This is a genomic window from Kocuria rosea, assembly GCF_023715525.1.
Taxonomy (GTDB): domain Bacteria; phylum Actinomycetota; class Actinomycetes; order Actinomycetales; family Micrococcaceae; genus Kocuria; species Kocuria rosea_A.
This window is the reverse complement of the sequence record NZ_JAMBOG010000008.1, coordinates 126,758-150,529: the sequence shown is the minus strand read 5'-3', so window position 1 is coordinate 150,529 and position 23,772 is coordinate 126,758. Positions and strand designations below refer to the sequence as shown.

General features: G+C 73.0%; 21 protein-coding genes, 2 tRNA genes and 1 riboswitch. Of the genes, 1 reads left to right on the top strand and 22 read right to left on the bottom strand.

Annotated features, from left to right (window positions below):
* Positions 1–25 precede the first annotated feature (25 nt).
* Positions 26–146: riboswitch (SAM riboswitch) on the bottom strand.
* 45 nt (positions 147–191) lie between these two features.
* The 10 genes from dxr to rpsB all read right to left on the bottom strand — a co-directional run bounded on the left by dxr (position 192) and on the right by rpsB (position 9,329).
* Positions 192–1,466, bottom strand: a complete 1,275-nt coding sequence (dxr, locus tag M3185_RS07955) for a 1-deoxy-D-xylulose-5-phosphate reductoisomerase (RefSeq protein WP_251333127.1) — start codon at positions 1,464–1,466, stop codon at positions 192–194.
* Between the two features lie 99 nt (positions 1,467–1,565).
* Entirely contained in the window at positions 1,566–1,829 is a 264-nt protein-coding gene (locus tag M3185_RS07950) for a GlsB/YeaQ/YmgE family stress response membrane protein (RefSeq protein ID WP_251333126.1), read from the bottom strand.
* 222 nt (positions 1,830–2,051) lie between these two features.
* A complete protein-coding gene (locus M3185_RS07945; protein ID WP_251333125.1) occupies positions 2,052–3,683 on the bottom strand; it encodes a solute symporter family protein in 1,632 nt (543 codons plus the stop codon).
* A 3-nt stretch (positions 3,684–3,686) separates the two neighbouring features.
* Entirely contained in the window at positions 3,687–4,067 is a 381-nt protein-coding gene (locus M3185_RS07940) for a DUF485 domain-containing protein (RefSeq protein ID WP_251333124.1), read from the bottom strand.
* A gap of 163 nt (positions 4,068–4,230) precedes the next feature.
* Positions 4,231–4,851, bottom strand: coding sequence for a DivIVA domain-containing protein (locus M3185_RS07935; protein WP_251333123.1), 621 nt, complete (start codon positions 4,849–4,851; stop codon positions 4,231–4,233).
* A gap of 24 nt (positions 4,852–4,875) precedes the next feature.
* Positions 4,876–5,829 (bottom strand): phosphatidate cytidylyltransferase, encoded by a 954-nt coding sequence (locus M3185_RS07930; RefSeq protein ID WP_251333122.1) that lies wholly within the window; start codon positions 5,827–5,829, stop codon positions 4,876–4,878.
* Positions 5,829–6,386 (bottom strand): ribosome recycling factor, encoded by a 558-nt coding sequence (gene frr / locus M3185_RS07925; protein WP_251333121.1) that lies wholly within the window; start codon positions 6,384–6,386, stop codon positions 5,829–5,831. The genes M3185_RS07930 and frr overlap by 1 nt, the downstream gene beginning before the upstream one ends.
* Before the next feature lie 140 nt (positions 6,387–6,526).
* Positions 6,527–7,255: a UMP kinase gene (gene pyrH, locus M3185_RS07920; RefSeq protein WP_251333143.1), complete on the bottom strand. Its 729-nt coding sequence runs from the start codon at positions 7,253–7,255 to the stop codon at positions 6,527–6,529.
* Between the two features lie 290 nt (positions 7,256–7,545).
* Positions 7,546–8,376, bottom strand: coding sequence for a translation elongation factor Ts (tsf, locus tag M3185_RS07915; RefSeq protein WP_251333120.1), 831 nt, complete (start codon positions 8,374–8,376; stop codon positions 7,546–7,548).
* Between the two features lie 110 nt (positions 8,377–8,486).
* On the bottom strand, positions 8,487–9,329 hold the full coding sequence (gene rpsB, locus M3185_RS07910; protein ID WP_251333119.1) for a 30S ribosomal protein S2: 843 nt from the start codon (positions 9,327–9,329) through the stop codon (positions 8,487–8,489).
* A gap of 733 nt (positions 9,330–10,062) precedes the next feature.
* On the opposite strand from rpsB, the gene M3185_RS17365 reads away from it, so the two are divergent.
* Positions 10,063–10,362 (top strand): M23 family metallopeptidase, encoded by a 300-nt coding sequence (locus tag M3185_RS17365; protein WP_308222182.1) that lies wholly within the window; start codon positions 10,063–10,065, stop codon positions 10,360–10,362.
* On the opposite strand, the gene M3185_RS07900 is transcribed toward M3185_RS17365, so the two are convergent.
* The 12 genes from M3185_RS07900 to M3185_RS07845 form a co-directional block, all read right to left on the bottom strand.
* Positions 10,347–10,619, bottom strand: coding sequence for a hypothetical protein (locus M3185_RS07900; RefSeq protein ID WP_251333118.1), 273 nt, complete (start codon positions 10,617–10,619; stop codon positions 10,347–10,349). The two genes, M3185_RS17365 and M3185_RS07900, sit on opposite strands and share 16 nt — an antisense overlap.
* A gap of 116 nt (positions 10,620–10,735) precedes the next feature.
* Positions 10,736–10,809: transfer RNA gene (locus tag M3185_RS07895), tRNA-Ile, on the bottom strand.
* Positions 10,810–10,842: 33 nt separating this feature from the next.
* Positions 10,843–12,102, bottom strand: coding sequence for a glycosyltransferase (locus M3185_RS07890; protein WP_251333117.1), 1,260 nt, complete (start codon positions 12,100–12,102; stop codon positions 10,843–10,845).
* Positions 12,099–13,076 carry a DMT family transporter gene (locus tag M3185_RS07885; RefSeq protein WP_251333116.1) on the bottom strand — a complete coding sequence of 326 codons (978 nt, stop codon included), beginning with the start codon at positions 13,074–13,076 and terminating at the stop codon, positions 12,099–12,101. The genes M3185_RS07890 and M3185_RS07885 overlap by 4 nt, the downstream gene beginning before the upstream one ends.
* Before the next feature lie 167 nt (positions 13,077–13,243).
* Entirely contained in the window at positions 13,244–14,092 is an 849-nt protein-coding gene (locus M3185_RS07880; RefSeq protein WP_251333115.1) for a phage holin family protein, read from the bottom strand.
* A gap of 882 nt (positions 14,093–14,974) precedes the next feature.
* Positions 14,975–15,047 (bottom strand) — tRNA-Asn (locus M3185_RS07875).
* A gap of 67 nt (positions 15,048–15,114) precedes the next feature.
* Positions 15,115–16,983 carry a DNA primase gene (gene dnaG / locus M3185_RS07870; protein ID WP_251333114.1) on the bottom strand — a complete coding sequence of 623 codons (1,869 nt, stop codon included), beginning with the start codon at positions 16,981–16,983 and terminating at the stop codon, positions 15,115–15,117.
* A 96-nt stretch (positions 16,984–17,079) separates the two neighbouring features.
* A complete protein-coding gene (locus M3185_RS07865; protein WP_251333113.1) occupies positions 17,080–18,411 on the bottom strand; it encodes an MFS transporter in 1,332 nt (443 codons plus the stop codon).
* Between the two features lie 116 nt (positions 18,412–18,527).
* Positions 18,528–19,859, bottom strand: coding sequence for a deoxyguanosinetriphosphate triphosphohydrolase (locus tag M3185_RS07860; protein ID WP_251333112.1), 1,332 nt, complete (start codon positions 19,857–19,859; stop codon positions 18,528–18,530).
* Positions 19,860–19,891: 32 nt separating this feature from the next.
* Positions 19,892–21,070, bottom strand: coding sequence for a tRNA dihydrouridine synthase DusB (gene dusB / locus M3185_RS07855; RefSeq protein WP_251333142.1), 1,179 nt, complete (start codon positions 21,068–21,070; stop codon positions 19,892–19,894).
* A gap of 85 nt (positions 21,071–21,155) precedes the next feature.
* Positions 21,156–22,136 (bottom strand): GNAT family N-acetyltransferase, encoded by a 981-nt coding sequence (locus M3185_RS07850; RefSeq protein ID WP_251333111.1) that lies wholly within the window; start codon positions 22,134–22,136, stop codon positions 21,156–21,158.
* On the bottom strand, positions 22,136–23,518 hold the full coding sequence (locus tag M3185_RS07845; RefSeq protein ID WP_251333110.1) for a glycine--tRNA ligase: 1,383 nt from the start codon (positions 23,516–23,518) through the stop codon (positions 22,136–22,138). Before M3185_RS07845 ends, M3185_RS07850 begins: the two co-directional genes overlap by 1 nt.
* Positions 23,519–23,772: the final 254 nt, after the last annotated feature.

Sequence of the window (23,772 nt, the reverse complement as noted above, 5' to 3'; positions counted from 1 at the left end):
ACGCGCAGGGACCTGCGGGCCGGGTGGGCCGTACTTGCCGCCGTCTGCTTCGTCGAGCCGTGGCCGGATGGTTCCATCTGGGGCACCCCGCTACGGGAGAGGGTTGCCGCCCAGCAAGCCAGAGCTTCGCGCTGGGACTCGTCATCCGCCCGACAGACTAGCACGGGGCGCCCGGCCGCCGCCGCGTGCGCTCAGCGCGCGAGCAGCTCCTGGGCGCGGCGGCGCGCCCACCGCTCGGCCTCCAGCACGGCCTCCAGATCGGGCCGCGCGACCCCCTCGTGCTCCCCGAGCACGGCCTCCACGGTGCCGACGATGGCGGGGAAGCGGATGCGCCCGTCGTGGAAGGCGTGCACCGCCTCCTCGTTCGCGGCGTTGAACACGGCGGGGTGGGTCCCGCCGCGCTCCCCCGCGGCCTTGACGAGGTCCACGGCCGGGAACGCCTCCCGGTCCAGCGGCTCGAACGTCCACTGCGCGGCGCGCGTCCAGTCGCACGGCACCGCCGCCCCGGGCACGCGGTGCGGCCACGCCAGGCCCAGGGCGATGGGCAGGCGCATGTCGGGGGGCGAGGCCTGGGCGATCGTGGAGCCGTCCACGAACTGGACCATCGAGTGCACCACCGACTGGGGGTGGACGACCACGTCGATGCGCTCCAGCGGGACGTCGAAGAGCAGGTGGGCCTCGAGCACCTCGAGGGCCTTGTTGACCATGGACGCGGAGTTGGTGGTGACCATCAGCCCCATGTCCCACGTCGGGTGGCGCAGTGCCTCCTGCGGGGTCACGGCCTCGAGCTGGGCGCGGGTGCGGCCCCGGAACGGTCCGCCCGACGCCGTGAGCACGAGCCGGTCGACCTCGGCGCCCGTGCCGCTGCGCAGGGCCTGGGCCAGCGCCGAGTGCTCGGAGTCGACGGGGATCAGCGCGTCGGGGTCGCCGGTCGCGGCGGCGGCCTCCTTCACCAGCGGACCGCCGGCGATCAGGGACTCCTTGTTGGCCAGCGCGAGCTTGTGCCCCGCGCCCAGCGCCGCGAGCGTGGGGGCGAGGCCGATGGAGCCGGTGATCCCGTTGAGCACGAGGTCGGCGTCCGGGTGGGCGGCCACGGCCGCGGCGGCGCCGGGCCCGTGCAGCACCTCGGGACGGTAGCTGCCCTCCCCCGCGGCGGCGGCCCGCTCGCCGATCAGCCGGGCCAGCCGGGCGGCGTCGTCGCCGCCGCCGCTGGTGGCGACCACGGCGGCGCGGGTCTCGACGGCCTGCTCGGCCAGGAGCTCGAGGCTGCGGCGCCCCGCGGCGAGGGCGACGACCGTGAACGGCCCGTCCCCGCCGAGCCCGCGGGCGGCACGGACGACGTCGAGGGCCTGGGTGCCGATGGAGCCCGTCGAGCCGAGCACCACCACGCGGCGGGGGCCCGCGGCGGCGAGGGCGCGCAGCTCGGGGGTCGGACGGGTGCGGGGCGGGGCGGCGGGGGACGTCATGGTCCCAGTATCCCCCAGGCCCCGTCGCCGGCCCGGGACGACGGAGGGGCCCCGCCCACCGGTGCCGGTGGGCGGGGCCCCGCGCGAAGGGGTCGGGCGTCAGTGGCGCCGGCGGCCGCTGACGGCCCCCCAGATGAAGAGCACGATGAGCGCGCCCACGACGGCAGTGATGATGGTGCCGATGTCGAACGCGGACTCCAGGTCGCCGATGCCGATGAGCGAGCCCAGGAAGCCGCCGACCAGGGCGCCGACGATGCCGAGGACGATCGTGACGATGATTCCGCCGCCCTGGTTGCCCGGCATGATGAGCTTCGCGAGAGCACCCGCGATGAGGCCGAGGATGATCCAGCTGATGATTCCCATGACTACTCCTATTCCATCCCGGAGGGACTGTCATTGTAGGCAACCGGAGAGTTTCCCAGGAATACCCTGGGTCCGGCTTCTCCTTCACCCTACCTGATGCTCAGCCTCCTGTCTTTTTCCGATCGCAATACTACCGCTCCCCGGCTGGGAACGCAGCCGGCCCGCCGGAAGCAGGGCTTCGGGCGGGCCGGGCGTCTTCCCTGGTGGGAGCGGGGTCCGGGGTCAGTGGCTGATCGCCTTCTCGGCCCCGACGCCGGTGAGCGAGCGGACCTCCATCTCGGACTGCTTGACCGGATCCTCCAGGCGCCGCTCCGTCATGGAACCGATGAAACCGAGGAGGAAGGACGCGGGGATCGAGACGATGCCCGGGTTCTGCAGCGGGAACCACGCGAAGTCCGCGGTGGGGATCATCGAGGTCTCCGCCCCGGACATCACCGGGGAGAAGATGATCAGGCCCACCGAGATGAACAGCCCGCCGTACATCGACCACACGGCGCCGCGGGTGGTGAAGCGCTTCCAGTACAGGGAGTACAGGATCGTCGGCAGGTTCGCCGAGGCCGCCACCGCGAAGGCGAGGGCCACGAGGAACGCCACGTTCTGGCCCTGGGCGCCGATGCCGCCGGCGATGGAGACGAGGCCGATGACCACCACGGTGGTCTTGGCGACCTTGAGCTCCTTGCGCGGGTCCGCGTCGCCCTTCTTGATCACGCTGGTGTAGATGTCGTGGGCGAAGGAGGCCGAGGCCGTGATGGCCAGGCCGGCGACCACGGCCAGGATCGTGGCGAAGGCCACGGCCGCGATGATGCCCATCAGCAGGGACCCGCCCAGCTCGAAGGCCAGCAGCGGTGCTGCGGAGTTCACCCCGCCGGGGGCGGCGGCGATGCGCTCGGCGCCGATCAGGGCGGCGGCGCCGAAGCCCAGGATGAGGGTGAAGAGGTAGAACAGGCCGATCAGGGCGATCGCCCAGACCACGGACTTGCGGGCCTCCTTGGCGGTGGGGACCGTGTAGAAGCGCATCAGCACGTGGGGCAGGCCCGCGGCGCCGAAAACCAGGGCGAGGCCCAGGGAGATGAAGTCGAGCTTGCTGGTCTCGCTCACGCCGTACCGCAGGCCGGGCTCGAGGATGGCGGGGTTGCCGGAGACGGCCACGGCGTCGCCCAGCAGGGAGGAGAGGTTGAACCCGTACAGCGCGAGGATCCACACGGTCATCACCGCCACACCGGTGACGAGCAGGCAGGCCTTGATGATCTGCACCCAGGTGGTGCCCTTCATCCCGCCCACGAGCACGTAGAGGATCATCAGCACGCCCACGATGACGATGACGAGCGACTGGCCCACCCGGGAGCTGATCCCGAGCAGCAGCGACACCAGCGCGCCGGCGCCGGCCATCTGGGCCAGGAGGTAGAAGGCGGAGACCGCGAGCGTCGAGATGGACGCGGCCACGCGCACGGGCCGCTGGCGCAGGCGGAAGGACAGCACGTCCGCCATGGTGAACTTGCCGGTGTTGCGCAGCAGCTCGGCGATGAGCAGCAGCGCCACCAGCCAGGCGACCAGGAAGCCGATGGAGTACAGGAACCCGTCGTAGCCCTGGATGGCGATCGCGCCCACGATCCCGAGGAAGGACGCCGCCGAGAGGTAGTCGCCGGCGATGGCCAGGCCGTTCTGGGTGCCGCTGAAGCCGCGGCCGCCGGCGTAGTAGTCCGCGGCGGTCTGCGTCGACTTGGAGGCGCGGAAGACCACGATCATCGTGACCAGGACGAACGCCCCGAAGATGGAGATGTTGATCCACGGCGTGCCGACCGTCTCGGTCGGCGCCGTCGCCATGGGCGCGAGCGCGGTGAGCTGGTGGTGCATCGGTCAGTTCTCCTGTCCGTGGACGCCGCGGGCGGGCCGGGCGCGGGACTCGAGGTCCTCGCGGATGGCGGTGGCCTTGGGGTCGAGCTTGCGGTTGGCGAAGGACACGTACGCGCCCGTGATCGCGAAGGTCGTCACGAACTGGAGCAGGCCCAGGATGACGCCGAGGTTGACGTTGCCGAAGACCCGGATGGCGAACAGGTCCGGGGCGTACATGGCGAGCACCACGTACAGCAGGTACCAGACCAGGAACGCGACGGCGAGCGGGAAGACGAAGCCGCGGTGGGTCCTCCGCAGCTCCTGGAACTCGGGAGACCGCTGAGCGGCCTGGAAATCGACACCGGCGGCGGGATCCGCAGCACCGACGTGTGGCTGGTGGGACATGGGCTTCCTCCTCATGTGATGCACACCACAGTAGGCTGTTGTATGCACAGCGGCAAGATGAAATGCCGAGAATTGCCGCTCCGAGGCCTGAATGTGACTGCGGTGCCCACTTCTGGACGTTCCCGGCTCCAGCCTGTATACACAGACGGCGCGGTGGGCGGGTTCAGCGCAGGGCGAGGAAGAGTTCGACCGCCCGGTCGAGGAAGGCGTCCACCTGCTGCTCCTCGTAGCCGCGCTCGCCGTGGGCGGAGGGGAAGACGGCCCGGCGCAGCGCCGAGGGCTCCAGGGTCTCGCCGCCCCCGAGGTGCTCGGCGAGGCGTTCGCACAGGACGTCCACGTGGGCGGCGGAGTAGCCGCGCGCCCGGGCGCGGGAGGGGCGGCGGAAGCGGCGGGTCCGGGGGCGCTCGAGCCGTCCCCGCAGGAGCGCGGCGAGCCCGTCGAGGTACTGGTGCCAGGCCTCGGCGCCGTGCGCGCCCAGGAAGAGGTCGCGTTCGAGGGCGGCGAGGGCGTCCTCGGCCGCGTCCAGGGCCTCGTCGACGGCCCCGGGGCGGTAGCCGCCGCGGGCGCGGTCGAAGACGGCGGTCCGCACGTGCCTGCTGCCGGCCTCCGCGGGGTCCCGCACCGGGGTGGCGGCCGGTCCCCCGGCGGGGGGAGGGCCCGCCAGGCGGGCGTGCACGGCGGCGAGGAGCGCGTCGACCTGGTCGGCGGCGTAGCCCCACTGCGCCGCCCCGCAGCGGGGGAACCGGCCGGGGGGCGGGACCTCGGCGGAGGGTTCGGGGGTCATGGTCTCGGGTGCTCGCGGGCGGGGTCAGGCACGCGCCGCGAACAGCTCGAAGAGCAGGTACCCGGCGGGCACGGCGAAGAGGATCGAGTCGATCCGGTCCATCACGCCCCCGTGGCCGGGCAGCAGGGTGCCCATGTCCTTGATGCCCAGCTCGCGCTTGACCATGGACTCGGCGAAGTCCCCCAGCGTCGCGGCGAGCACGAGCACGACCGCGAGGAGGGCGCCCTCCCACCACGCGTGGTCGAGCAGCAGCACCGCGCACAGCACGCCGATCACCACCGACCCGCCGAGGGAGCCGGCGAAGCCCTCCCAGGACTTCTTCGGGCTGATCCGCGGCGCCATGGGGTGGCGGCCCCAGATCACTCCCACGGCGTAGCCGCAGGTGTCGGAGCCGACGGCCAGCAGGATGACGGTCAGCACCTTCAGGGGCCCGGCGTCCGTGTGGTAGAGCAGCAGCGCGATGCTGAGCAGGAACCCCACCCAGAGGAGGGCGAAGACCGAGCCCATGATGGACAGGATCATCCCGTCCCGGCGGCCTAGGGCGCGCCACACGATCACGAGCGTCAGGCCCACGACCACGGCGATCATGAGCGCCTCGCCCTCGCCGTAGAAGGCCGCGAGGGGCATGAGCACCCCGGCGGTCACCGCGGGCACGCGCGGGATGGCGATGTCCCGGAAGCGCAGCGAGCGGCCGACCTCCCAGACCCCGATCCCCGCGGCCGCTCCGGCGAGCAGGGCCAGGACCACGGGCTGGGCGAACAGGCCGAGGAGCAGCGTGCCGATGAGCACCACGGCCACGCCGATGGCGGCCGGCAGGTTGCGGCCGGCCCGCGAGGGGGCCGTGTGCCGGCGCTCCCGGCGCCCGCGGCGCGGCGCGGGCGCCGGGACGGCGGAGAGGTCGGCACGTGGGGAGAAGGCCTCCCCGGCGGGTTCCGGGGAAGCCTTCGTCTCCTGGTGCGGTCGCGACGGGTCGGACATCAGACCTGCAGCAGCTCCGCTTCCTTGTTCTTGAGCAGCTCGTCGATCTGCTCGATGTGCTTCTTCGTCACGGCGTCGAGGTCCTTCTCGGCGCGCTTGCCCTCGTCCTCGCCGATCTCCCCGTCCTTGACGGACTTCTCGATCAGGTCCTTGGCGTGACGGCGGATGTTGCGCACGGACACGCGGCCCTCCTCGGCCTTGTGCCCGACGATCTTCACGTACTCCTTGCGGCGCTCCTGCGTGAGCTCCGGCATGACGACGCGGATGACGTTGCCGTCGTTGGCCGGGTTCGCCCCGATGTCCGAGTTGCGCAGGGCCTTCTCGATGTCGTTGAGGGCCGATCGGTCGTACGGGGTGATGAGCAGGGTGCGGGCCTCGGGGTTCTGGAAGGACGCGAGCTGCTGCAGCGGGGTGGGGGTGCCGTAGTACTCGACCAGCACGCTGGAGAACAGCGAGGGGTTGGCGCGCCCTGTGCGGATGGCGGCGAAGTCGTCCTTGGCGGCGTCGACGGCCTTGGCCATCTTGGTCTTCGCTTCGGACAGGATCTCTGAGATCACGCAAGGCTCCTTCGTGGTGTCGCACGGAGTCCTCCGCGCGGGGTCGTTTCGGCCGGGCGCGGCGCTGGGGCCGCACGGCCCGGGCGTGCTGTGGCCAGTCTATCGCCGGGCCCGCGGGCGCCGGGTCAGGCCGTGACGGCTCAGGTGGTGACGAGGGTGCCGATCCGCTCCCCCAGGATGGCGCGGGTCACGTTGCCCTGGCCCTCCATGCCGAACACGCGCATCGTCACGTCGTTGTCCCGGCACAGGCTGAAGGCGGTCTGGTCCATGACCCGGATGTCGCGGGCGAGGGCCTCGTCGTAGGTGAGCTCCGACAGCCGCACCGCGTCCGGGTCGGTGCGGGGGTCGGCGGTGTAGACGCCGTCCACCCCGTTCTTGGCCATGAGCACCTCGGTCGCGTGCACCTCGAGCGCCCGCTGGGCGGCCACGGTGTCGGTGGAGAAGTAGGGCAGGCCCGCCCCGGCGCCGAAGATCACGACGCGGTCCTTCTCCATGTGGCGGATGGCCCGGCGGGGGATGTAGACCTCGGCGACCTGCTCCATCTTGATCGCGGACTGCACGCGCGTGTCCACGCCGCACTGCTCCAGGAAGTCCTGCAGGGCGAGGCAGTTCATCACCGTGCCGAGCATGCCCATGTAGTCCGCGCGCGAGCGGTCCATGCCCGCCTGCGAGAGCTCCGCGCCGCGGAAGAAGTTGCCGCCGCCGACCACGATGGCGGTCTCGACCTCGCCCACGGTGGCGGCGATCTGCTCGGCGATGTCCCGCACGACACGGGTGTCCACGCCGATGGAGCCGCCGCCGAAGACCTCCCCGGAGAGCTTCAGCAGCACGCGGCGCCGGGTGGGCGTGGCCCGCGGGTCCCGGCTCATGCGGAGGGCCTCGTCCTTGATCTCGGACGCAGAAGTGGTGGGCATGGTTCCTCCCGGCGACGACGGTGCAGCGTGGACCGGCACGGCCCCGCGAGGGTGCTCACGCTCGGGACCGGGCCTCCCTCAGCATACAGAACGCCCGCGCCCGCCCTTCCCGCCGGGTCCGCGCGGATCCCGTCGGGACGCCGTCGCCCCAGGTGGGAGGCGACCGGGCGGGAACGCCGAAGGAGGCGCCCCCTGCGGTGCAGGGGGCGCCTCCTTCGGCGCGGCGCTCGTGCGCGCCGAGCGGATCAGGCGCCGACGCGGAAGCGCGCGAAGGCGGTGGCGGTGGCACCGGCCTCCTGCAGCACCTGGCCGACGGTCTTCTTCGAGTCCTTGGCGAAGTCCTGGTCGAGCAGCACGACGTCCTTGAAGTAGCCCTTCAGGCGGCCGGCGATGATGTTCGGGAGGATCTTCTCCGGCTTGCCCTCGGCCCGGGCGGTCTCCTCTGCGACGCGCTTCTCCGACTCGACGGTCGCGGCGGGCACGTCCTCCTGCGAGAGGAAGGTCGGGGACATCGCGGCGACGTGCACGGCGACGTCGTGGGCGACCTGCGCGGAGTCGGCGCCGGTCACGGCCAGGAGCACGCCGACCTGGGCGGGGAGGTCCTTGGAGGTCTTGTGCAGGTAGACGTCCACGTTCTCGCCCTCGACGCGGGCGATGCGGCGGACGACGACCTTCTCGCCCAGGAGGGCGCCGGTCTCGGTGACGAGCTCGGAGACGGCCTTGCCGTCGGCCTGGGCGGCCATGAGCTCCTCGAGGGAGGAGGCGTCCGCGGCCACGGCGGCCTCGAGCACCTTGTTGCCGAACTCGACGAACGGGGCGGACTTGGCCACGAAGTCGGTCTCGGAGTTGACCTCGACCATGTAGCCGACGGTGCCCTCGACGCGGGCGGCCACGAGGCCCTCCGCCGTCGCGCGGCCCTCGCGCTTGGTGACGCCCTTGAGTCCCTTGACGCGGATGATCTCCTGGGCCTTCTGCAGGTCGCCGTCGGCCTCGTCCAGGGCCTTCTTGACGTCGAGCATGCCGGCGCCGGTGCGCTCACGCAGGGCCTTGATGTCAGCGGCGGTGTAGTTCGCCATGTGAACTCCTCACGTAGTCGGTGGTGCCGGCCGGGGCGGGCGCGTGCCCGCCCCGGCCGGCGTCCGGTGGGCACGGTGGCCCACCCGGGAGAATGGAAGGTGAACGGAGACTACTCGGCGGCCGTCTCGGTCGCGGCGGGCGCCTCGGCCGGGGCCTCGGCCTCCGGGGCGGCGTTCTGCTCGGCGGCGTGCTGCTCGAGCAGCTCGCGCTCCCACTCGGCCATCGGCTCCTCGGCCTGGTCGGCGCTGCCGGACTTCTTGTTGTGGCGCTCGATGAGGCCCTCGGCGACGGCGTCGGCGATCACGCGGGTCAGCAGGTTGACGGAGCGGATCGCGTCGTCGTTGCCCGGGATCGGGAAGTTGACCTCGTCGGGGTCGCAGTTGGTGTCGAGGATCGCGACGACGGGGATGCCCAGCTTCTGGGCCTCGTCCACCGCGAGGTGCTCCTTCTTGGTGTCCACGATCCAGACCAGGGACGGGGCCTTGGTGAGGTTGCGGATGCCGCCGAGAGTGCGCTCCAGCTTCTCCTTCTCGCGGCGCAGGAGCAGCAGCTCCTTCTTGGTGTACTGCGAGCCGGCGACGTCGTCGAAGTCGATCTCCTCGAGCTCCTTCATGCGCTCGATGCGCTTGGAGACGGTCGCGAAGTTGGTGAGCATGCCGCCGAGCCAGCGGTGGTTCACGTAGGGCATGCCCACGCGGGTGGCCTGCTCGGCGATGGCCTCCTGGGCCTGCTTCTTCGTGCCGACGAACAGGATGGTGCCGCCGTGGGCGACGGTGGTGCGCACGGCCTCGTAGGCGCGGTCGATGAAGGACAGCGACTGCTGGAGGTCGATGATGTAGATGCCGTTGCGCTCGGTGAAGATGAAGCGCTTCATCTTCGGGTTCCAGCGGCGGGTCTGGTGGCCGAAGTGCACGCCGCTGTCGAGGAGCTGGCGCATGGTAACGACGGACATGTCGTCTCCTTGTTCTCGTGCGGGAGGGCGTGCGAGGACGCCCGGCCCGCGGGTACGGTTCTCGGCTGCGTCCGGCGGACGAGCCCCTGGCACAGCGGCGAGCGGAACCGTGCGGTCCGCTGCCGGGCCGTCGACCGCACCCCGCCGGGACGGGGACGCGGACCGGGACGGCCGGGCCGGGAAAGGAGATCCCGGCGGCGCTGTGCGCGAAGTCAGCTGCTCGCCGCCGCACCGGCGGCTCCGGCTGGAGAGCCGGAACCGGGAGTCACGAGGGCGTCCCACTGGGCGCAGAGAGCAGACTGCGGGCTCAAGTGTACTACAGCGGGTGATTGCCCCTGCACACCGCGGCGGCGTCGGGCGGGGGCGCCGCGGCCGTCCACACCGGCCCGCGGCAGGCGGTCCGTGTGCCCCGCGGCCGCGCAGGGTGGGGCCATGGACGCCCTGCCCCCGTCTCCCCCGCACCCCCGCCGCACCCGACGGCCCCCGGGCGCACCGGCACCCGGGGCCTGCGTGCTCGTCGCGCTCGCGCTGGTCGTGCCCGGCGCGCTCGTGCTCGGCCTGGTGCTGGGCCCTCCCGGGAGCGCCGCCGGGGGGAGCTGGGCGTGGCCGCTGTCCCCCCGCCCGGCCGTGGTGGGCGACTGGTCCCCGCCGGCGCAGCGGTGGCACCGCGGTCACCGGGGCGTGGACCTGGCGGCGGGCACCGGGGCGGTGGTGCGCGCCCGCGGACGGGACGGTGAGCTTCGCGGGCCGCGTGGTGGACCGTCCCGTGCTGACGCTCGACCACGGCGGGGGGCTGCGCTCGAGCTTCGAGCCCGTCGAGTCGACCCTGCGCCGCGGGGAGCGGGTGCGCCGCGGCCAGGCCGTGGGCACGCTGCGCGGCCGCGACCACTGCGTGCCCGGCGACTGCCTGCACTGGGGCGTGCGCCGGGGCGAGGACTACGTCAACCCGCTGGGGTTCGTCGGGGTCCTCGGGCCCTCGGTCCTGCTGCCCGTCCCCGGCGCGCTGCGGGCGGCACCTCAGCCGCCGTCCTGACCCGAGCCCTCCTCGTCGCCGTTTCGGACGTCCTCGACGCCCTCCTCGACGTTCTGCCGGACGTCCTCGGCGCCCTCCTCGACGTTTTGCCGGGCGTCCTCGGCGCCCTCCTCGACCTGCTGCTGGGCGTCCTCGGCGCCCTGCTGCACCTGGTCGACGCCTTCCTCGACCTCCTGGTCGGGGTTGTCGCACCCGGTCAGCGCGGCGAGCGCCAGACCGGCCACGGACAGGGTCCTCCACAGCGTGCGGTGGCTCATGACGGCATCCTCTCGGTGGGTGGGACACCAGTGCACCACATCGGGCCGTGCCGCGCACGGCACGCACGAGGCCCCGGACCGGGTGGTCCGGGGCCTCGTGGCTCCCGTGGGACGGGTAGGGCCGGTGGGGCTTGAACCCACGACCGAAGGATTATGAGTCCTCTGCTCTGACCGGCTGAGCTACGGCCCCGCGCCGGGCCGGGCCCGGCGGCGCACGTCCACGTTACCGCACGAGGGAGGCCAGCCGCCCCCGGATCCCGCGGGGGCGGCCCACCGGGTGGGCGGCGGGCTCGGGCAGGTCGCCGCCGTACAGGCGCAGGAACGTCTCCAGCGTGCGGGGGAAGCTGTGCAGGGCGACCTTGCGGTGGCTCTCCCGGCCCATCCGGGCCCGTTCCTCCGCCGGGGCGTCGAGGACGAGGGCCAGCCTGCGGGCCAGGTCCCGGGCGTCGCCGGGGACGAAGAGGTAGCCGTTGACGCCGTCCTCGGCCAGGTGCGGGAGGGCCTGGGCGTCCGCCAGGACGACCGGGCGGGACGCGGACATCGCCTCGAGGGTGACGAGCGACTGCAGCTCGGCCGTGCCCGGCTGGCAGAAGACGTCCGCCCGCAGGTAGGCGTCGCGCAGCTGCTCGTCGGAGACGTAGCCCAGGAAGTGCACCCGGTCGGCCACGCCCAGGGTCCGCGCCAGCCGCTCGAGGACGGGGCGCTGCTCGCCGTCGCCGGCCAGCTCCAGGTGGGCGGCTGCCCCGGCGCCGGAGCGGAGCAGGGACAGCGCCTCGATGAGCACGTCCACGTTCTTCTCGACCGCGAGCCGGCCGACGAAGAGCACGGTGGGGTGCTCCGTCCGTTCCGCCCGCTCCCCCGCCCGGGGTTCGTAGTCGGCGATCCGGATGCCGTTGGAGACGGCCAGGACCGTGTCGGGGAAGCCGTTGCGGCGCATGGTGTCCACGGCGAGCGGGGTCGGCGCGGTGACGACGTCGCAGCGGCCGAAGACCCGCACCATGTCCCGCCAGGACACGCCGCGGTACCAGTCCAAAACCCACCGCGGGAACGGCAGGAACGGCTCGAGGTTCTCGGGCACGAAGTGGTTGGTGCCGACCGTGCGGATCCCCCGGCGCCGGGCCTCCCGCACGAGCAGGCGCCCCAGGATGTAGTGGCACTGCAGGTGCACCACGTCGGGGCGCACCTCGTCGAACAGCCGGCGGATGTCCGCCGCGACCTCCCAGGGCAGGCACACGCGGAAGTACGGGTGCGTGAACGCCCGGTGGGAGCGCATCCGGTGCTCGGCCACGCCGTCGTCGTCGCGCCGGTACGAGGGTCCCGGGTCGGGGCGCGCGCACACGACGTGCACCCGGTGGCCCTGCTCGTGCAGGCCGCGGGCCAGCCGGTGCGCGAACTGCGCGGCACCGTTGACGTCGGGCGGGTAGGTCTCGGCGCCCAGCAGGACGGTGAGGGAACGATCGATGGAGGTGGTGTCGGCGCTCAAGCGTGGCTTCCCGGTCGGTCGTGTGCTGCTCGGTCAGGTGCTGCTGGGGACGGTGCCGGCGTGCCCGGGTCGAGCACCGCCCGGCCCTTCCGCGCGAGATCGGCGCGGCGTTCGAGGACCTCCGGGTGGTGCTGGGAGAGCACGGCGACCCCGACTATAGCAACGGCACCGGCCACGGCCATGAGGACGCCGGTGAGCACCGTGAACCCCGTGCCCGCCTCGCCGAGCACCAGCAGGCCCAGCAGCACCCCCACCATGGGGTCGATCACCGTGAGGCCGGCGATGACGAGGTCCGGCGGCCCCGCGGCGAACGCGCTCTGCACAAACCACCCGCCGAGGACCGAGGCCACGACCGCGGCGCCCACCGCGAGCCAGTTGACGTCGTCCAGCGGGCCGCCCGGGCTGCCCTGGACCCGGGTGAGGGTCAGGCGCACGAGCACGGCCACGAACCCGTAGAGGATCCCCGCGCCGACCACGTAGAAGGTGCTGTCGAGACGGCGGCGGAACAGGGCCGCGGCCACCCCGAGCACGCACACGAGGACCACGAGCATCACCACCACGGTGTGCTCGGCCCAGCGCGAGATGCCGCGGGCGGGGTCGGTCGCGCCCACGGCGCAGGTGACGAAGGCCGCCCCGCCCGCGGTGCACAGCACGATGGCGGCCCAGGTGCGCCGGTTGACCTTCAGGCGGCGGTGCCGGGCGTGGAGGAGGGTGGTGACCACGAGGGCGACAACACCCATCGGCTGGACCACGGTCACCGTGGCCAGCCCGAGGGCGGCGACGTTGAGCCCGGTGCCGAGGCCGAGGAGGACCAGGCCGAGCAGCCAGCGGCGGCTGCGCAGCAGGGCCGGCAGCGCGCCGGCCCGGAGGCGGCCGGAGGACCGGTCGGCCACGGCGCTGCCCTGCTGCTGCGTGCCGACCGCCAGGCACAGCGCCGAGAGCAGGGCCAGGAGGACGGCGAGCCACTGGCTCACGACACGCACCGACCTCTGCTCACGCACCGGATTCTACCGAGCCCTGCCGGGGCTCCGCTCGGCGGGAGGTGGACACCGGGTGAACCGACGGCGAAGGCCCGGAAGCCGAGGGCTTCCGGGCCTTCACGCGGCGGGCGTGTCCACGGGGCTGCCCGTGGACGCCGCCGTCACCGGAAGAGCTTGCGCAGGAAGACGAGGAACGCGCTCCCGGCCACGGCCAGGACCGTCAGCGGCTGCCAGCGCTCGGTGAGGCCGGAGCGGCCCGCCCCCGTCCCGCGGTGCTGGCCGCCCTGGGCGAGCAGGCCCTTGATGTCCTTGGGCGTGGTCTTCACGGTGCGGCTGGTGCGGTCCACGAACCCCTTGGTGGTGGACTGGATGGTCTGGGCGCGGCCCTGGACGTCGTCGCGCAGCGTCTTGAGGTGCTCGCGGCGCAGCTTGAGCCGGTGCCGCAGCTGCTCCTCGGTGGGCGCCGGGGGCTTCTGGCGGGCGGGGTCCTGGGCGGCCTCCCGCTTCTCCTGCTCCTTGCGCTCCCGGGCCAGCTGCTCCTCGCGCTGGACGCGGGACTCCGTGTAGGCGGAGCCCTCCTTGACGACGCCGAGGTCGTACTTGACGCCGAAGAGCGCCTTGCGCGGCACGAGCGGCAACGCCTTCTTGATGGTCGCGAGGCCGAGCAGCGCGGCGACCCCGAGCACGACGAGGAACAGCACGGCCAGCAGCAGGGCCGCCAGCCACGCCGGCATCACCTGTGAGAGCGCCGCGATGACCGCCCCGACGAGCGCGATGGTGGCCAGCAGCAGGAAGACCAGGCCGACGGCCACGAACGCGGCCCCCTTGCCGAGGGTCTTCGCCTTCTCCGTGAGCTCGAGCTTGGCCAGCTGCGCCTCGTCCTTGAGCTGCTTGGGCAGCAGCCGCCCGAAGACCTTGACGACGTCGAGGATGGACGCCGCGCCGGGGCTGGACTGCCCCGCTCCGGCCCCCGAGGTGCCGCCCGTGCTGGGGCCTACCGAATGACTCATGCCCGCCTCCGTGAATGTTCGTGAAAAGTACGTGGACTGAGCACAAAGCTATCATCGGGCTCCCCCTCGACGGGCGCTCGGTCCCGGGCGCGCACGGTCGCGGCCCCGGACCGTGCACGCGGGAGGGGCCCGCCCGGTGTCCCGGACGGGCCCCTCGCGCGAGGTCACCCCGGGGCCTGCTCGCCGCTGCGACCCCTGGTCCTTCCTCCTGGTCACCCTCGCCGGCGCAGACGTGCATCCACGTCGTGTTCCTGTGGTCCGTGCGGCACGCCTTCTTCTCCGGCTTCCGGCGACCTCCTTGCCGCCGTGCTGCTCGTGCTCGACCGACACGACGAGGACCTTCCCGTCGGTGGTGCCCTCCTGGTCCTTGCCGTCCCCACCGGCGAACGCGGGTGCCCCGGGTGACCCTCGGACCAGTAGTGCTGCGAGCGTCGCGGCGGCCGGCTCGGCACGAAGATCCTCCGCGGTCTCCCCCTGGTCAAGCAGGTGCAGTCAGGAGGATCCGCTGCTGACCGGGGGCTCGACGGCAGTTCGTGACAGAGGCAACTCCGTGCGGTCACGACGTGGCACGCCCCTGCCGCACCGGCCGCGGCGCCGTGCGACGGGTGCCCCGAGGAGCGGAACGCCGGCCCGCCCATGGCCCTCGGCCCCGACCCCGGCATCCGGAGCCACGGTCAGCACAATGGCACGTCGCCGGGCAGCGACGCCGCGTAAGTCACGGGTGGCGGCGCCGGTGGGGCTGGTGGCCGAGCCCTGGTTCGCCGCTGCGGCCTGGCCGACGGCGTCAGCCTCGGCTGAGCGCCGACGAGGACACCGGGGACGCCGACCGCGCACGAGGAAGGCCCCCACCGGCGTTTCAGCTGGTGGGGGCCTTCTGCGCTGCTCCCCCGACTGGACTCGAACCAGTAACCCTTCGATTAACAGTCGAATGCTCTGCCAATTGAGCTACGGAGGACCGTGCACGCACGCGTGCAACGAGCAATCACTCTACCGCCCCGGCACGGGCAACGCCAAATCCCCTCTCAGTCCTGGCGGAGGCTGCGGCGCTGCATCTCCAGCTCGAGCAGCTCGCGCTGGAGCTCCTGGTAGCGCTCCCGCTGCCCCGCGGGGTCGGTGCGCTGCAGCTCGGCCAGCCGGTCGGACTTGCGCCGGTTGATCTGCAGCTCGAACAGCCGGTTGAGGATGTCCGCGGTGTAGCGCTCGAGCTGCTGCTCCGTGGTGGCCGGCAGCGGGGTGACGGCGAGCTCGGCGAGGTAGCCGTGCAGGGGCTCCGGCAGGTGCCCGCGCACGGCGTCCACCCACACCTGCCCGCTCGGCACGTGCCCGCCCAGGCCCGCGCGGGCGCCCAGCACGGCGTCGTGCACCGCCCCGTGGACGGGGTAGCGGAAGCGGCTGAGCGAGAACTCCTCCCAGTGCCGGTCCTGGAGCAGCTGGGGGCACTGGATCACGGCCTCGAGCGCCTCCCGCTCCATCCGCGCCACGGGCTCGCGCGGGTCGGGCAGCTGTGCGGCCGGGGCGGCGGGCGCCGGCTCCTCCGCCGGCCGGGAGGCGGCCTGGTCCTCGCGGGGCGCGCGGCCGGCGGCGTCGACCGCGCGCTGGACCTCCGCGGGGTCCAGCCCGAGCCAGCCGGCGAGCTGGCGGGCGTAGGCGGGGCGCAGGGAGCGGTCCCGGATCCGGGAGACGATGGGCGCGCACGCGCGCATCGCCCGGATCCTGCCCTCGATGGTGTCAAGGTCGAAGTTCCGCAGGGTCGCGCGGATCGCGAACTCGAACAGGGGCCGGCGGGTGTCGACGAGCTCCGCGACGGCCGCGTCCCCGCGGGCCAGGCGCAGGTCGCAGGGGTCCATCCCGTGCGGCTCGACGGCCACGTACGTCTGGGCGACGAACTTCTGGTCCTCCTCGAAGGCGCGCAGGGCGGCCTTCTGGCCGGCGGCGTCGCCGTCGAAGGTGAAGACGACCTCTCCCCCGCCGCCGTCGTCGGAGAGGAAGCGGCGGACGATCTTGATGTGCTCGGGGCCGAACGCGGTGCCGCAGGTCGCCACGGCGGTGGTCACGCCCGCGAGGTGGCACGCCATGACGTCGGTGTAGCCCTCGACGACGACGACGCGGCGCTGCCTGGCGATCTCCCGCTTGGCGAGGTCGATCCCGTAGAGCACCTGCGACTTCTTGTAGAGCGGGGTCTCCGGGGTGTTGAGGTACTTGGGGCCCTGGTCGTCGTCGAAGAGCTTGCGCGCCCCGAAGCCGATCACCTCGCCGGCGACCGCGCGGATGGGCCACACCAGCCGGCCGCGGAACCGGTCGTAGAGCCCCCGGTTGCCCTCGGAGAACATCCCGGTGAGCTTGAGCTCCTGGTCGGTGAAGCCGCGGTCGCGCAGGTGCTTGAGCAGGTGGTCCCAGCCGCGGGGGGCGTAGCCGACGCCGTAGCGGCGGGCGGCCTCGCCGTCGAAGCCGCGCTCCCCCAGGAATTGCTGGGCGGGGGCGGCCTGGCGGGTGTAGAGGTTGCGCTGGAAGAACTCGGCGGCGACCTTGTGCGCGTCGAGCAGGCGCTGGCGGCGGCCGACCTCCTCCTTCTTCGGCCCGGAGCCCTGCTCGTAGTGCAGCTCGTAGCCGATCCGCGCCGCGAGCTTCTCGACGGTCTCCGAGAAGGTGGTGTGGTCGATGTTCATCAGGAACGCGATGACGTCCCCGGACTCGTCGCAGCCGAAGCAGTGGTAGGTGCCCATCTGCGGGCGGACGTGGAAGGACGGGGTGCGCTCGTCGTGGAACGGGCACAGGCCCTTCCAGGAGCCGATGCCGGCGCTCTTGAGCGTCACGTAGCCGTCGACGATCTCCTTGATGTCCGTGCGCGACCGGACCTCGTCGATGTCCTCGCGTCTGATCAGTCCTGCCACACCGACCAGTCTAGGCGCGCCCGGGGACGCCGGGACGCCGGCGCTCCCCCGGCGGGAGGGGTCGGCGACGGGCGGGCGGACGGGACAGCGGGCGGGTCAGCGGCCGGTCTCCCGCAGCTCCGGCCGCGTCCTCGTGCCGGTGAGGGCGAGCCCGCCGAGGGCGCCCACGGCCGCGAAGGCGAAGAAGCCCCACGGGTAGGCCAGCCCCGCCCCGAGCAGGGTGCCGCCGATGATGGGCCCGGAGATCGCCCCGAGCCGGCCCACCCCGGCGGACATGCCCAGCGCCGTGGCGCGCACCCGCGGCGGGTGGTTGGCCGCGGTGAACGCGTAGACGAGCACCTGGGAGGAGAACACGAAGCAGCCGGTGACGAAGACCATGGCGTAGATCCCCAGCAGCGGCAGCCTGATCGCGAGCGCGGCGAGCAGCGCGGCGGAGCCCAGGAACCAGATGATGCCCGCGGCGCGGGGGGTGATCCGGTCGGCCACCCGGCCGGCGACCGTCAGGCCGGCGATGGCGCCCACGTTGAGGACGAGCAGGAACCCGAGGGAGTTGCCGAGGTCGTACTGGGCGGCGCGCATGATCTGCGGCAGCCAGGTGTTCAGGCCGTAGACGAGCAGCAGCCCCATGAAGGACGCGACCCAGATCGCGATGGAGTTGCGGCGCCAGCCGGGGGACAGCAGCATCGCTGCACCCACCGTCTCGGCCTTCTCCTCGGCCGCGCTGCGGTGGTCGATGCTCACGCCGTAGTGCTCGGCCACGGTGCGCGCCTCGGCCGTGCTGCCCTTGGACGCCAGCCAGGACGGGGACTCGGGCAGGAAGAAGAGCATCAGGGGCACCAGCACGAGAGCCGGGAGCGCGCCCAGGACGAACATCTCCTGCCAGCCGAACTGACGGACCACGGCGATGGCGATCGCCGCGGTGAGCACGGCGCCCACGTGGTAGCCGGTCATCACCAGGGTGGTGGCGTTGGAGCCGCGGCCGCGGCGGGCGAACTCGGTGACCATGGCGATGGCGGTGGGCAGGCAGCCGCCGAGGCCCAGGCCGGCGAGGAAGCGCAGGAGGCCGAAGACCAGCACGTTCGGGGAGAACGCGGCGGCGAAGGTGAGCAGCGAGAACAGGACCACGGCGCCGATGAGCATCTTGCGCCGGCCCAGCCGGTCGGTGAGGTAGCCCATGGCGAGCGCCCCGATCATCATGCCCACGAGGCCGGCGGTGGCCACGGCGGTGCCCTGGGCGGTCGTCATCCCGAGCTCGCCGTTCTCGAGCATGGACGGGAGGACGGCGCCCAGGACCACGGCGTCGAAGCCGTCGAGGAGCACCGCGATCCAGCACAGCGGCGCGACCCACGCCCGGGACCGCAGGACCGGCGTGGCGCCGGAGGCCGAGGAGTCCGCCGGGGACGGGGCGGAGCCGGAGGAGGGAGCCATGGGGCATCAGGCCTTCGTGAGGAGGAGCACGGTCCCGACGAGTCTAGGAACGGCCGCGGAGGAGTCCCAGCTCACATCCGTTGAACGGGAAGGGGCGGCGCCCCGTGACGGGGGTCTCACCACAGCGGCTTGTCCCCCACGCGCCAGTGGGTTCCCCGGATGCGGTCGTGCAGGGCGACGGCCGAGAGGTCGGTGAGGGAGGCGACCTGGTCCACGACGAGGCGCAGCCGCGCGGCCTCGGCGCCGGGCCCGTCCCCCAGCTCCCGCCAGTCGGCGGCGAAGGCGGGCGAGAGGTGGTGGCCGTCGGTGTCCATGAGGGCGCCCACGAGGATGGAGAGCACCTCCTGCTGGTTCTCGTAGATGGGCTGCGCGTCCCGCACGGTGATGACGTAGGTGGTGGCGATGCCCTTGAGCACGGCGATCTCCACCGCCGTCTCCTCGGGGACCACCAGCCGGGCGGCGTAGCGGGTCAGCCGCTCGTCGCCGTAGATGTCCCGGGTGGCGGCCACCGCGGACATCGCGAAGCGGCCGATGAGCTGGCTCGTCATGTTCTTCAGCTCGGCGAGGCCCTGGCGGGAGCCGTCCATCTCGCGCACCCACAGGGAGGAGTCCTCCAGGCGGGTGAGGGCCGCGTCGAGGGCCTCGGGCGCGGCCTCGGGCAGGTACCACCGGCGGGTGAGGTCCAGGACCTTCTCCCGCTGGGTCGTGTCGGCGAGCCAGCCGAGCTGCACGAGCCCGGAGGCGATCGCGTCCTCGACGTCGTGCACGGAGTAGGAGATGTCGTCGGCGAGGTCCATGACCTGGGCCTCGAGGCACTTGGTGCGGGGCGGGGCCCCGTCGCGCAGCCACTCGAACACGGGCAGGTCGTCGGCGTAGACCCCGAACTTCGGGGAGCGGGTCCCGTCCGGGCGCAGCGGCGCCTCGTGGGCCTGCCACGGGTACTTGCACGTGGCGTCGAGCACGGCACGGGTGAGGTTCAGCCCGGCGGGCCGCCCCTCGTCGTCCGTCACCTTGGGCTCGAGCCGGATGAGCAGGCGCAGGGTCTGGGCGTTGCCCTCGAAGCCGCCGATGTGGCTGGTCAGCCGGTTCAGGGCCGACTCCCCGTTGTGCCCGAACGGCGGGTGGCCGAGGTCGTGGGACAGGCACGCGGCGTCGACGACGTCGGGGTCGCAGCCGAGCATCCCGCCCAGCTCCCGGCCGATCTGGGCGACCTCCAGCGAGTGGGTGAGCCGGTTGCGCACGAAGTCGTCGGTGTCCGGGGAGACGACCTGCGTCTTGGACGCCAGCCGGCGCAGCGCGGAGGAGTGCAGGATCCGGGCGCGGTCCCGCTCGAAGTCGGACCGGTACTTGTTGTGGTGGTCCTCCGCCACCCAGCGCTCGACGTCGCGGGCGGCGTAGCCGGTCACCGGCCTGGCGGTGCGGTCGACCTCGATGGACGAGTGGTGCATGCCCGGTCCTCTCATTCGGTGGCCACCGGCGCTCAGCCGCCGGAGACGTCGAGCTCGGCGGCGGACAGGCCCAGCCGCTCGGCGTCGCCGAGCTCGCGGGAGGCGAGCCAGCCGTCCGGCAGGTGCGGGCGCTTCGGGGAGCCCGCGCGGCCGCGGGGTCCCTCGACCGCGTCGCCCGGGTAGCCCAGGTCCAGGTCCAGCTCGGCCAGCAGCTCCCGGAGGGTGGCCAGGTCCGGGACCTGCGCCATGCGCGCGCGCAGCTCCCCGCCCACGGGGTAGCCCTTGAAGTACCAGGCCACGTGCTTGCGGATGTCGCGCAGGCCCTTGCCCTCGTCGCCGAACATCTCGACGAGCAGCTCCGCGTGCCGGTAGATCGTGCGGGCGACGTCGGCCACGCCGGGGCGGAACCGGTCGGGGCGGCCCTCGAAGGCGGCCTGCAGGTCCCCGAACAGCCAGGGCCGGCCCTGGCAGCCGCGGCCGATCACGACGCCGTCCACCCCGGTCTGCTCGACCATGCGCACGGCGTCCTCGGCGCTCCAGATGTCGCCGTTGCCGAGCACGGGCACGTCGGGCAGGGCCTCGCGCAGCCGGGCGATCGCGTCCCAGTCCGCGGTCCCGGAGTAGTGCTGCTCCAGGGTCCGTCCGTGCAGGGCGACCGCGGCCACGCCGTGGTCGCGGGCGATCCGCCCGGCCTCCAGGAAGGTGAGGTGGTCGTCGTCGATGCCCTTGCGCATCTTCACGGTCACGGGAACGCCGCCGCGGGAGGCCTCCTCGACCGCGGTGCGCACGATGGCGGTGAACAGGTCGGTCTTCCAGGGCAGGGCGGAGCCGCCGCCGCGCTTGGTGACCTTGGGCACGGGGCAGCCGAAGTTGAGATCGACGTGGTCGGCGCGGTCCTCCTCGACGACCATGCGCACGGCCCTGCCGACGTTGACCGCGTCCACCCCGTAGATCTGGATGGAGCGCGGGACCTCGTCCGGGTCGTGGTCGATGATCCGCATGGACTCGGGGCGGCGCTCCACGAGGGCGCGGGCGGTGACCATCTCGGTGACGTAGAGCCCGCCGCCGTACTCCCGGCACAGCCGGCGGAACGCCTTGTTGGTCACCCCGGCCATGGGCGCGAGCACGACCGGGACGTCGATCGTCAGCTTCCCCAGGTGCAGGGGCGGAAGGTCGAGCTTCGCGGGCGGGTTCTCGGTACGGGTGTCCATCACCGGGGCATTCTCTCACGGACGGGCACACCGCAAGTCCCCGGCCCCGCCCCGCAGGCGGCGGGGCGGGGCCCGGGGGGGCGGCTCAGGAGCCGGCGGGCTCCGCGAGGACCACGGTGGTTTCGACGACCGACGCGACGCCGGCGGCCAGGAGGTTGTCGGCGACGGCGGTCAGCGGCTCCATCGACCCGTCCACCTGGAACTGCACCGGGTGGTCGTGGACCAGCAGCGCGAGCAGCTGCTCGACGGCCGGTCCGGCCGCGGAATCACCCGGCGCCCAGCCGAGGAGCACGTTCGCCGGGGCGTCGGCGGGGGCCTCGGCGGGCCCGGCCCCGGGCGCGGCGTCGAGCTCGAGCGGGCGGTAGCTCACGGCGAAGGCGGAGATCCGCCCGCGCTCCCCCGGCGCCACGCCGTTGCGCAGCACCACGGCCCCGAACGCGTGGGCCGCGTCGGAGAGGAAGAGCTGGTTCACCCGTCCGACCGGCAGGTCGGCCGGGTCGTCCCAGCCGTGGACCGCGCGGTAGAACTCCCACAGCACCCGGGTGAGCTCCACGGAGCCGGTCGCGAGGTCCTGCACCGCCTGGGCGGGGGTCCCGTCGGCGTGCTCCCGCAGCGGGCGCAGCGGCAGCGCCCCGGGCTCGACGCGCACCACGCGGGAGAGCTGCACGGGCCCCAGCCCGGCGGCGCGCGCGAACCGCTCGCCCGCCGAGCCGGGGGCCACCTTGGTGCGCAGGGCCCGCACGCCCGACGGCGCGGCGGCCGCCTCCGCGCGCAGGCGCTCCAGCAGGGCCCGGCCGAGGCCCTCGCCGCGGCGGTCGGGGGCCACCTCGACCCACGCCCACAGCCGCAGCGGGTGCAGCGCCGACTCGCGGACCGTGCCGGCGGCGATCGGCACGCCGGAGTCCTCCGCCACGAGCGTGCGGGACCACGGGGCGTCGCCGTCGGGGCCGAGCGTGGCCCGGAACTGCGCGGCGGTGGCGGTCTCCGGGTCCGGCCACACCTCGAGCAGGCGCAGGTCGTCGCCGTCCCGCCAGGGACGGATCACGAGGTTGCCCGGCCCGCCCATCAGCGCGCGAGCTTCCCGGCGAGGTAGGACTTGACCTGGTCCAGGGCCACGCGCTCCTGCGTCATGGCGTCCCGCTCCCGGATGGTGACGGCCTGGTCCTCGAGGGTGTCGAAGTCCACCGTGATGCAGAACGGGGTGCCGATCTCGTCCTGGCGGCGGTAGCGGCGGCCGATCGCCCCGGAGTCGTCGAAGTCGATGTTCCAGTTCCGGCGCAGCTCCGCGCCGAGGTCGCGCGCCTTGGGCGAGAGGTCCTCGTTGCGGGACAGCGGCAGCACCGCGGCCTTGACGGGGGCCAGGCGCGGGTCCAGCTTGAGGACGGTGCGCTTGTCCACCCCGCCCTTGGCGTTGGGGGCCTCGTCCTCGGTGTAGGCGTCCACGAGGAAGGCCATCATCGAGCGGGTCAGGCCGAACGACGGCTCGATCACGTGGGGCACGTAGCGCTCGTTGGTCTGCTGGTCGAAGTAGCTCAGGTCCGCGTTGGAGTGCTCGTTGTGCACGCCGAGGTCGTAGTCGGTGCGGTTGGCCACGCCCATGAGCTCGCCCCAGGGGTTGCCCTGGAAGCCGAACCTGTACTCGATGTCGATGGTGCCCGCCGAGTAGTGCGCGCGGTCCTCCTTCGGCACGTCGAAGCGGCGCATGTGGTCCGGGTCGATGCCCAGGTCCGTGAACCAGCACCAGCAGGCCTCGACCCACTCGTCGAACCAGTGCTGCGCCTCCGCCGGGTGCGTGAAGTACTCGATCTCCATCTGCTCGAACTCGCGGGTGCGGAAGATGAAGTTGCCGGGGGTGATCTCGTTGCGGAACGCCTTCCCGATCTGCCCGATGCCGAACGGCGGCTTCTTGCGGGAGGTCGTCACCACGTTGTTGAAGTTCACGAAGATGCCCTGGGCGGTCTCGGGGCGCAGGTAGTGCAGGCCCTCGGCGTTGTCGACCGGGCCGAGGAAGGTCTTCATCAGGCCGGAGAACTGCTGGGGCTCGGTCCACTGGCCCTTGGTGCCGCAGTTGGGGCAGGGGATCTCGGACATCCCGTTCTCGGGGGCGCGGCCCTTCTTCTCCTCGAAGGCCTCGATCAGGTGGTCCTGGCGGGCGCGCTTGTGGCAGGAGAGGCACTCGACGAGCGGGTCGGTGAACGTCGCGACGTGCCCGGAGGCCTCCCACACGGCCTTGGGCAGGATGATCGAGGAGTCGAGGCCGACCATGTCCTCGCGCCCGCGCACGAAGGTCTGCCACCACTCGCGCTTGATGTTCTCCTTGAGCTCCGCACCGAGGGGCCCGTAGTCCCAGGCGGAGCGGGAACCGCCGTAGATCTCACCCGCCTGGAACACGAAACCGCGGCGCTTGGCCAGCGAGATGACGTTGTCCAACGTGGATTTGGGGGCCATGTGGGTTCACTCCAGGTTCTCGCCCGACCGCCGGCTGCGGACGTGCGTGGTGGGTTGCGGGCTCGGCGGGTCGGCCGCCGAGGGCGCGGCCTGCGTCGGCCGTCACGAACGAGGACGCCGCGGGCGACGTCCTCGCCCCAGGGTAGCCAATTACCGCGGCACCCGCGGACCGGGCCGGGGCGGGGGGCCCCGGGACGGCGCAGACCCCGGCGGGGACGCCGGCACCGGGTGCGGAGCCGGGTGCGCAGCACTGC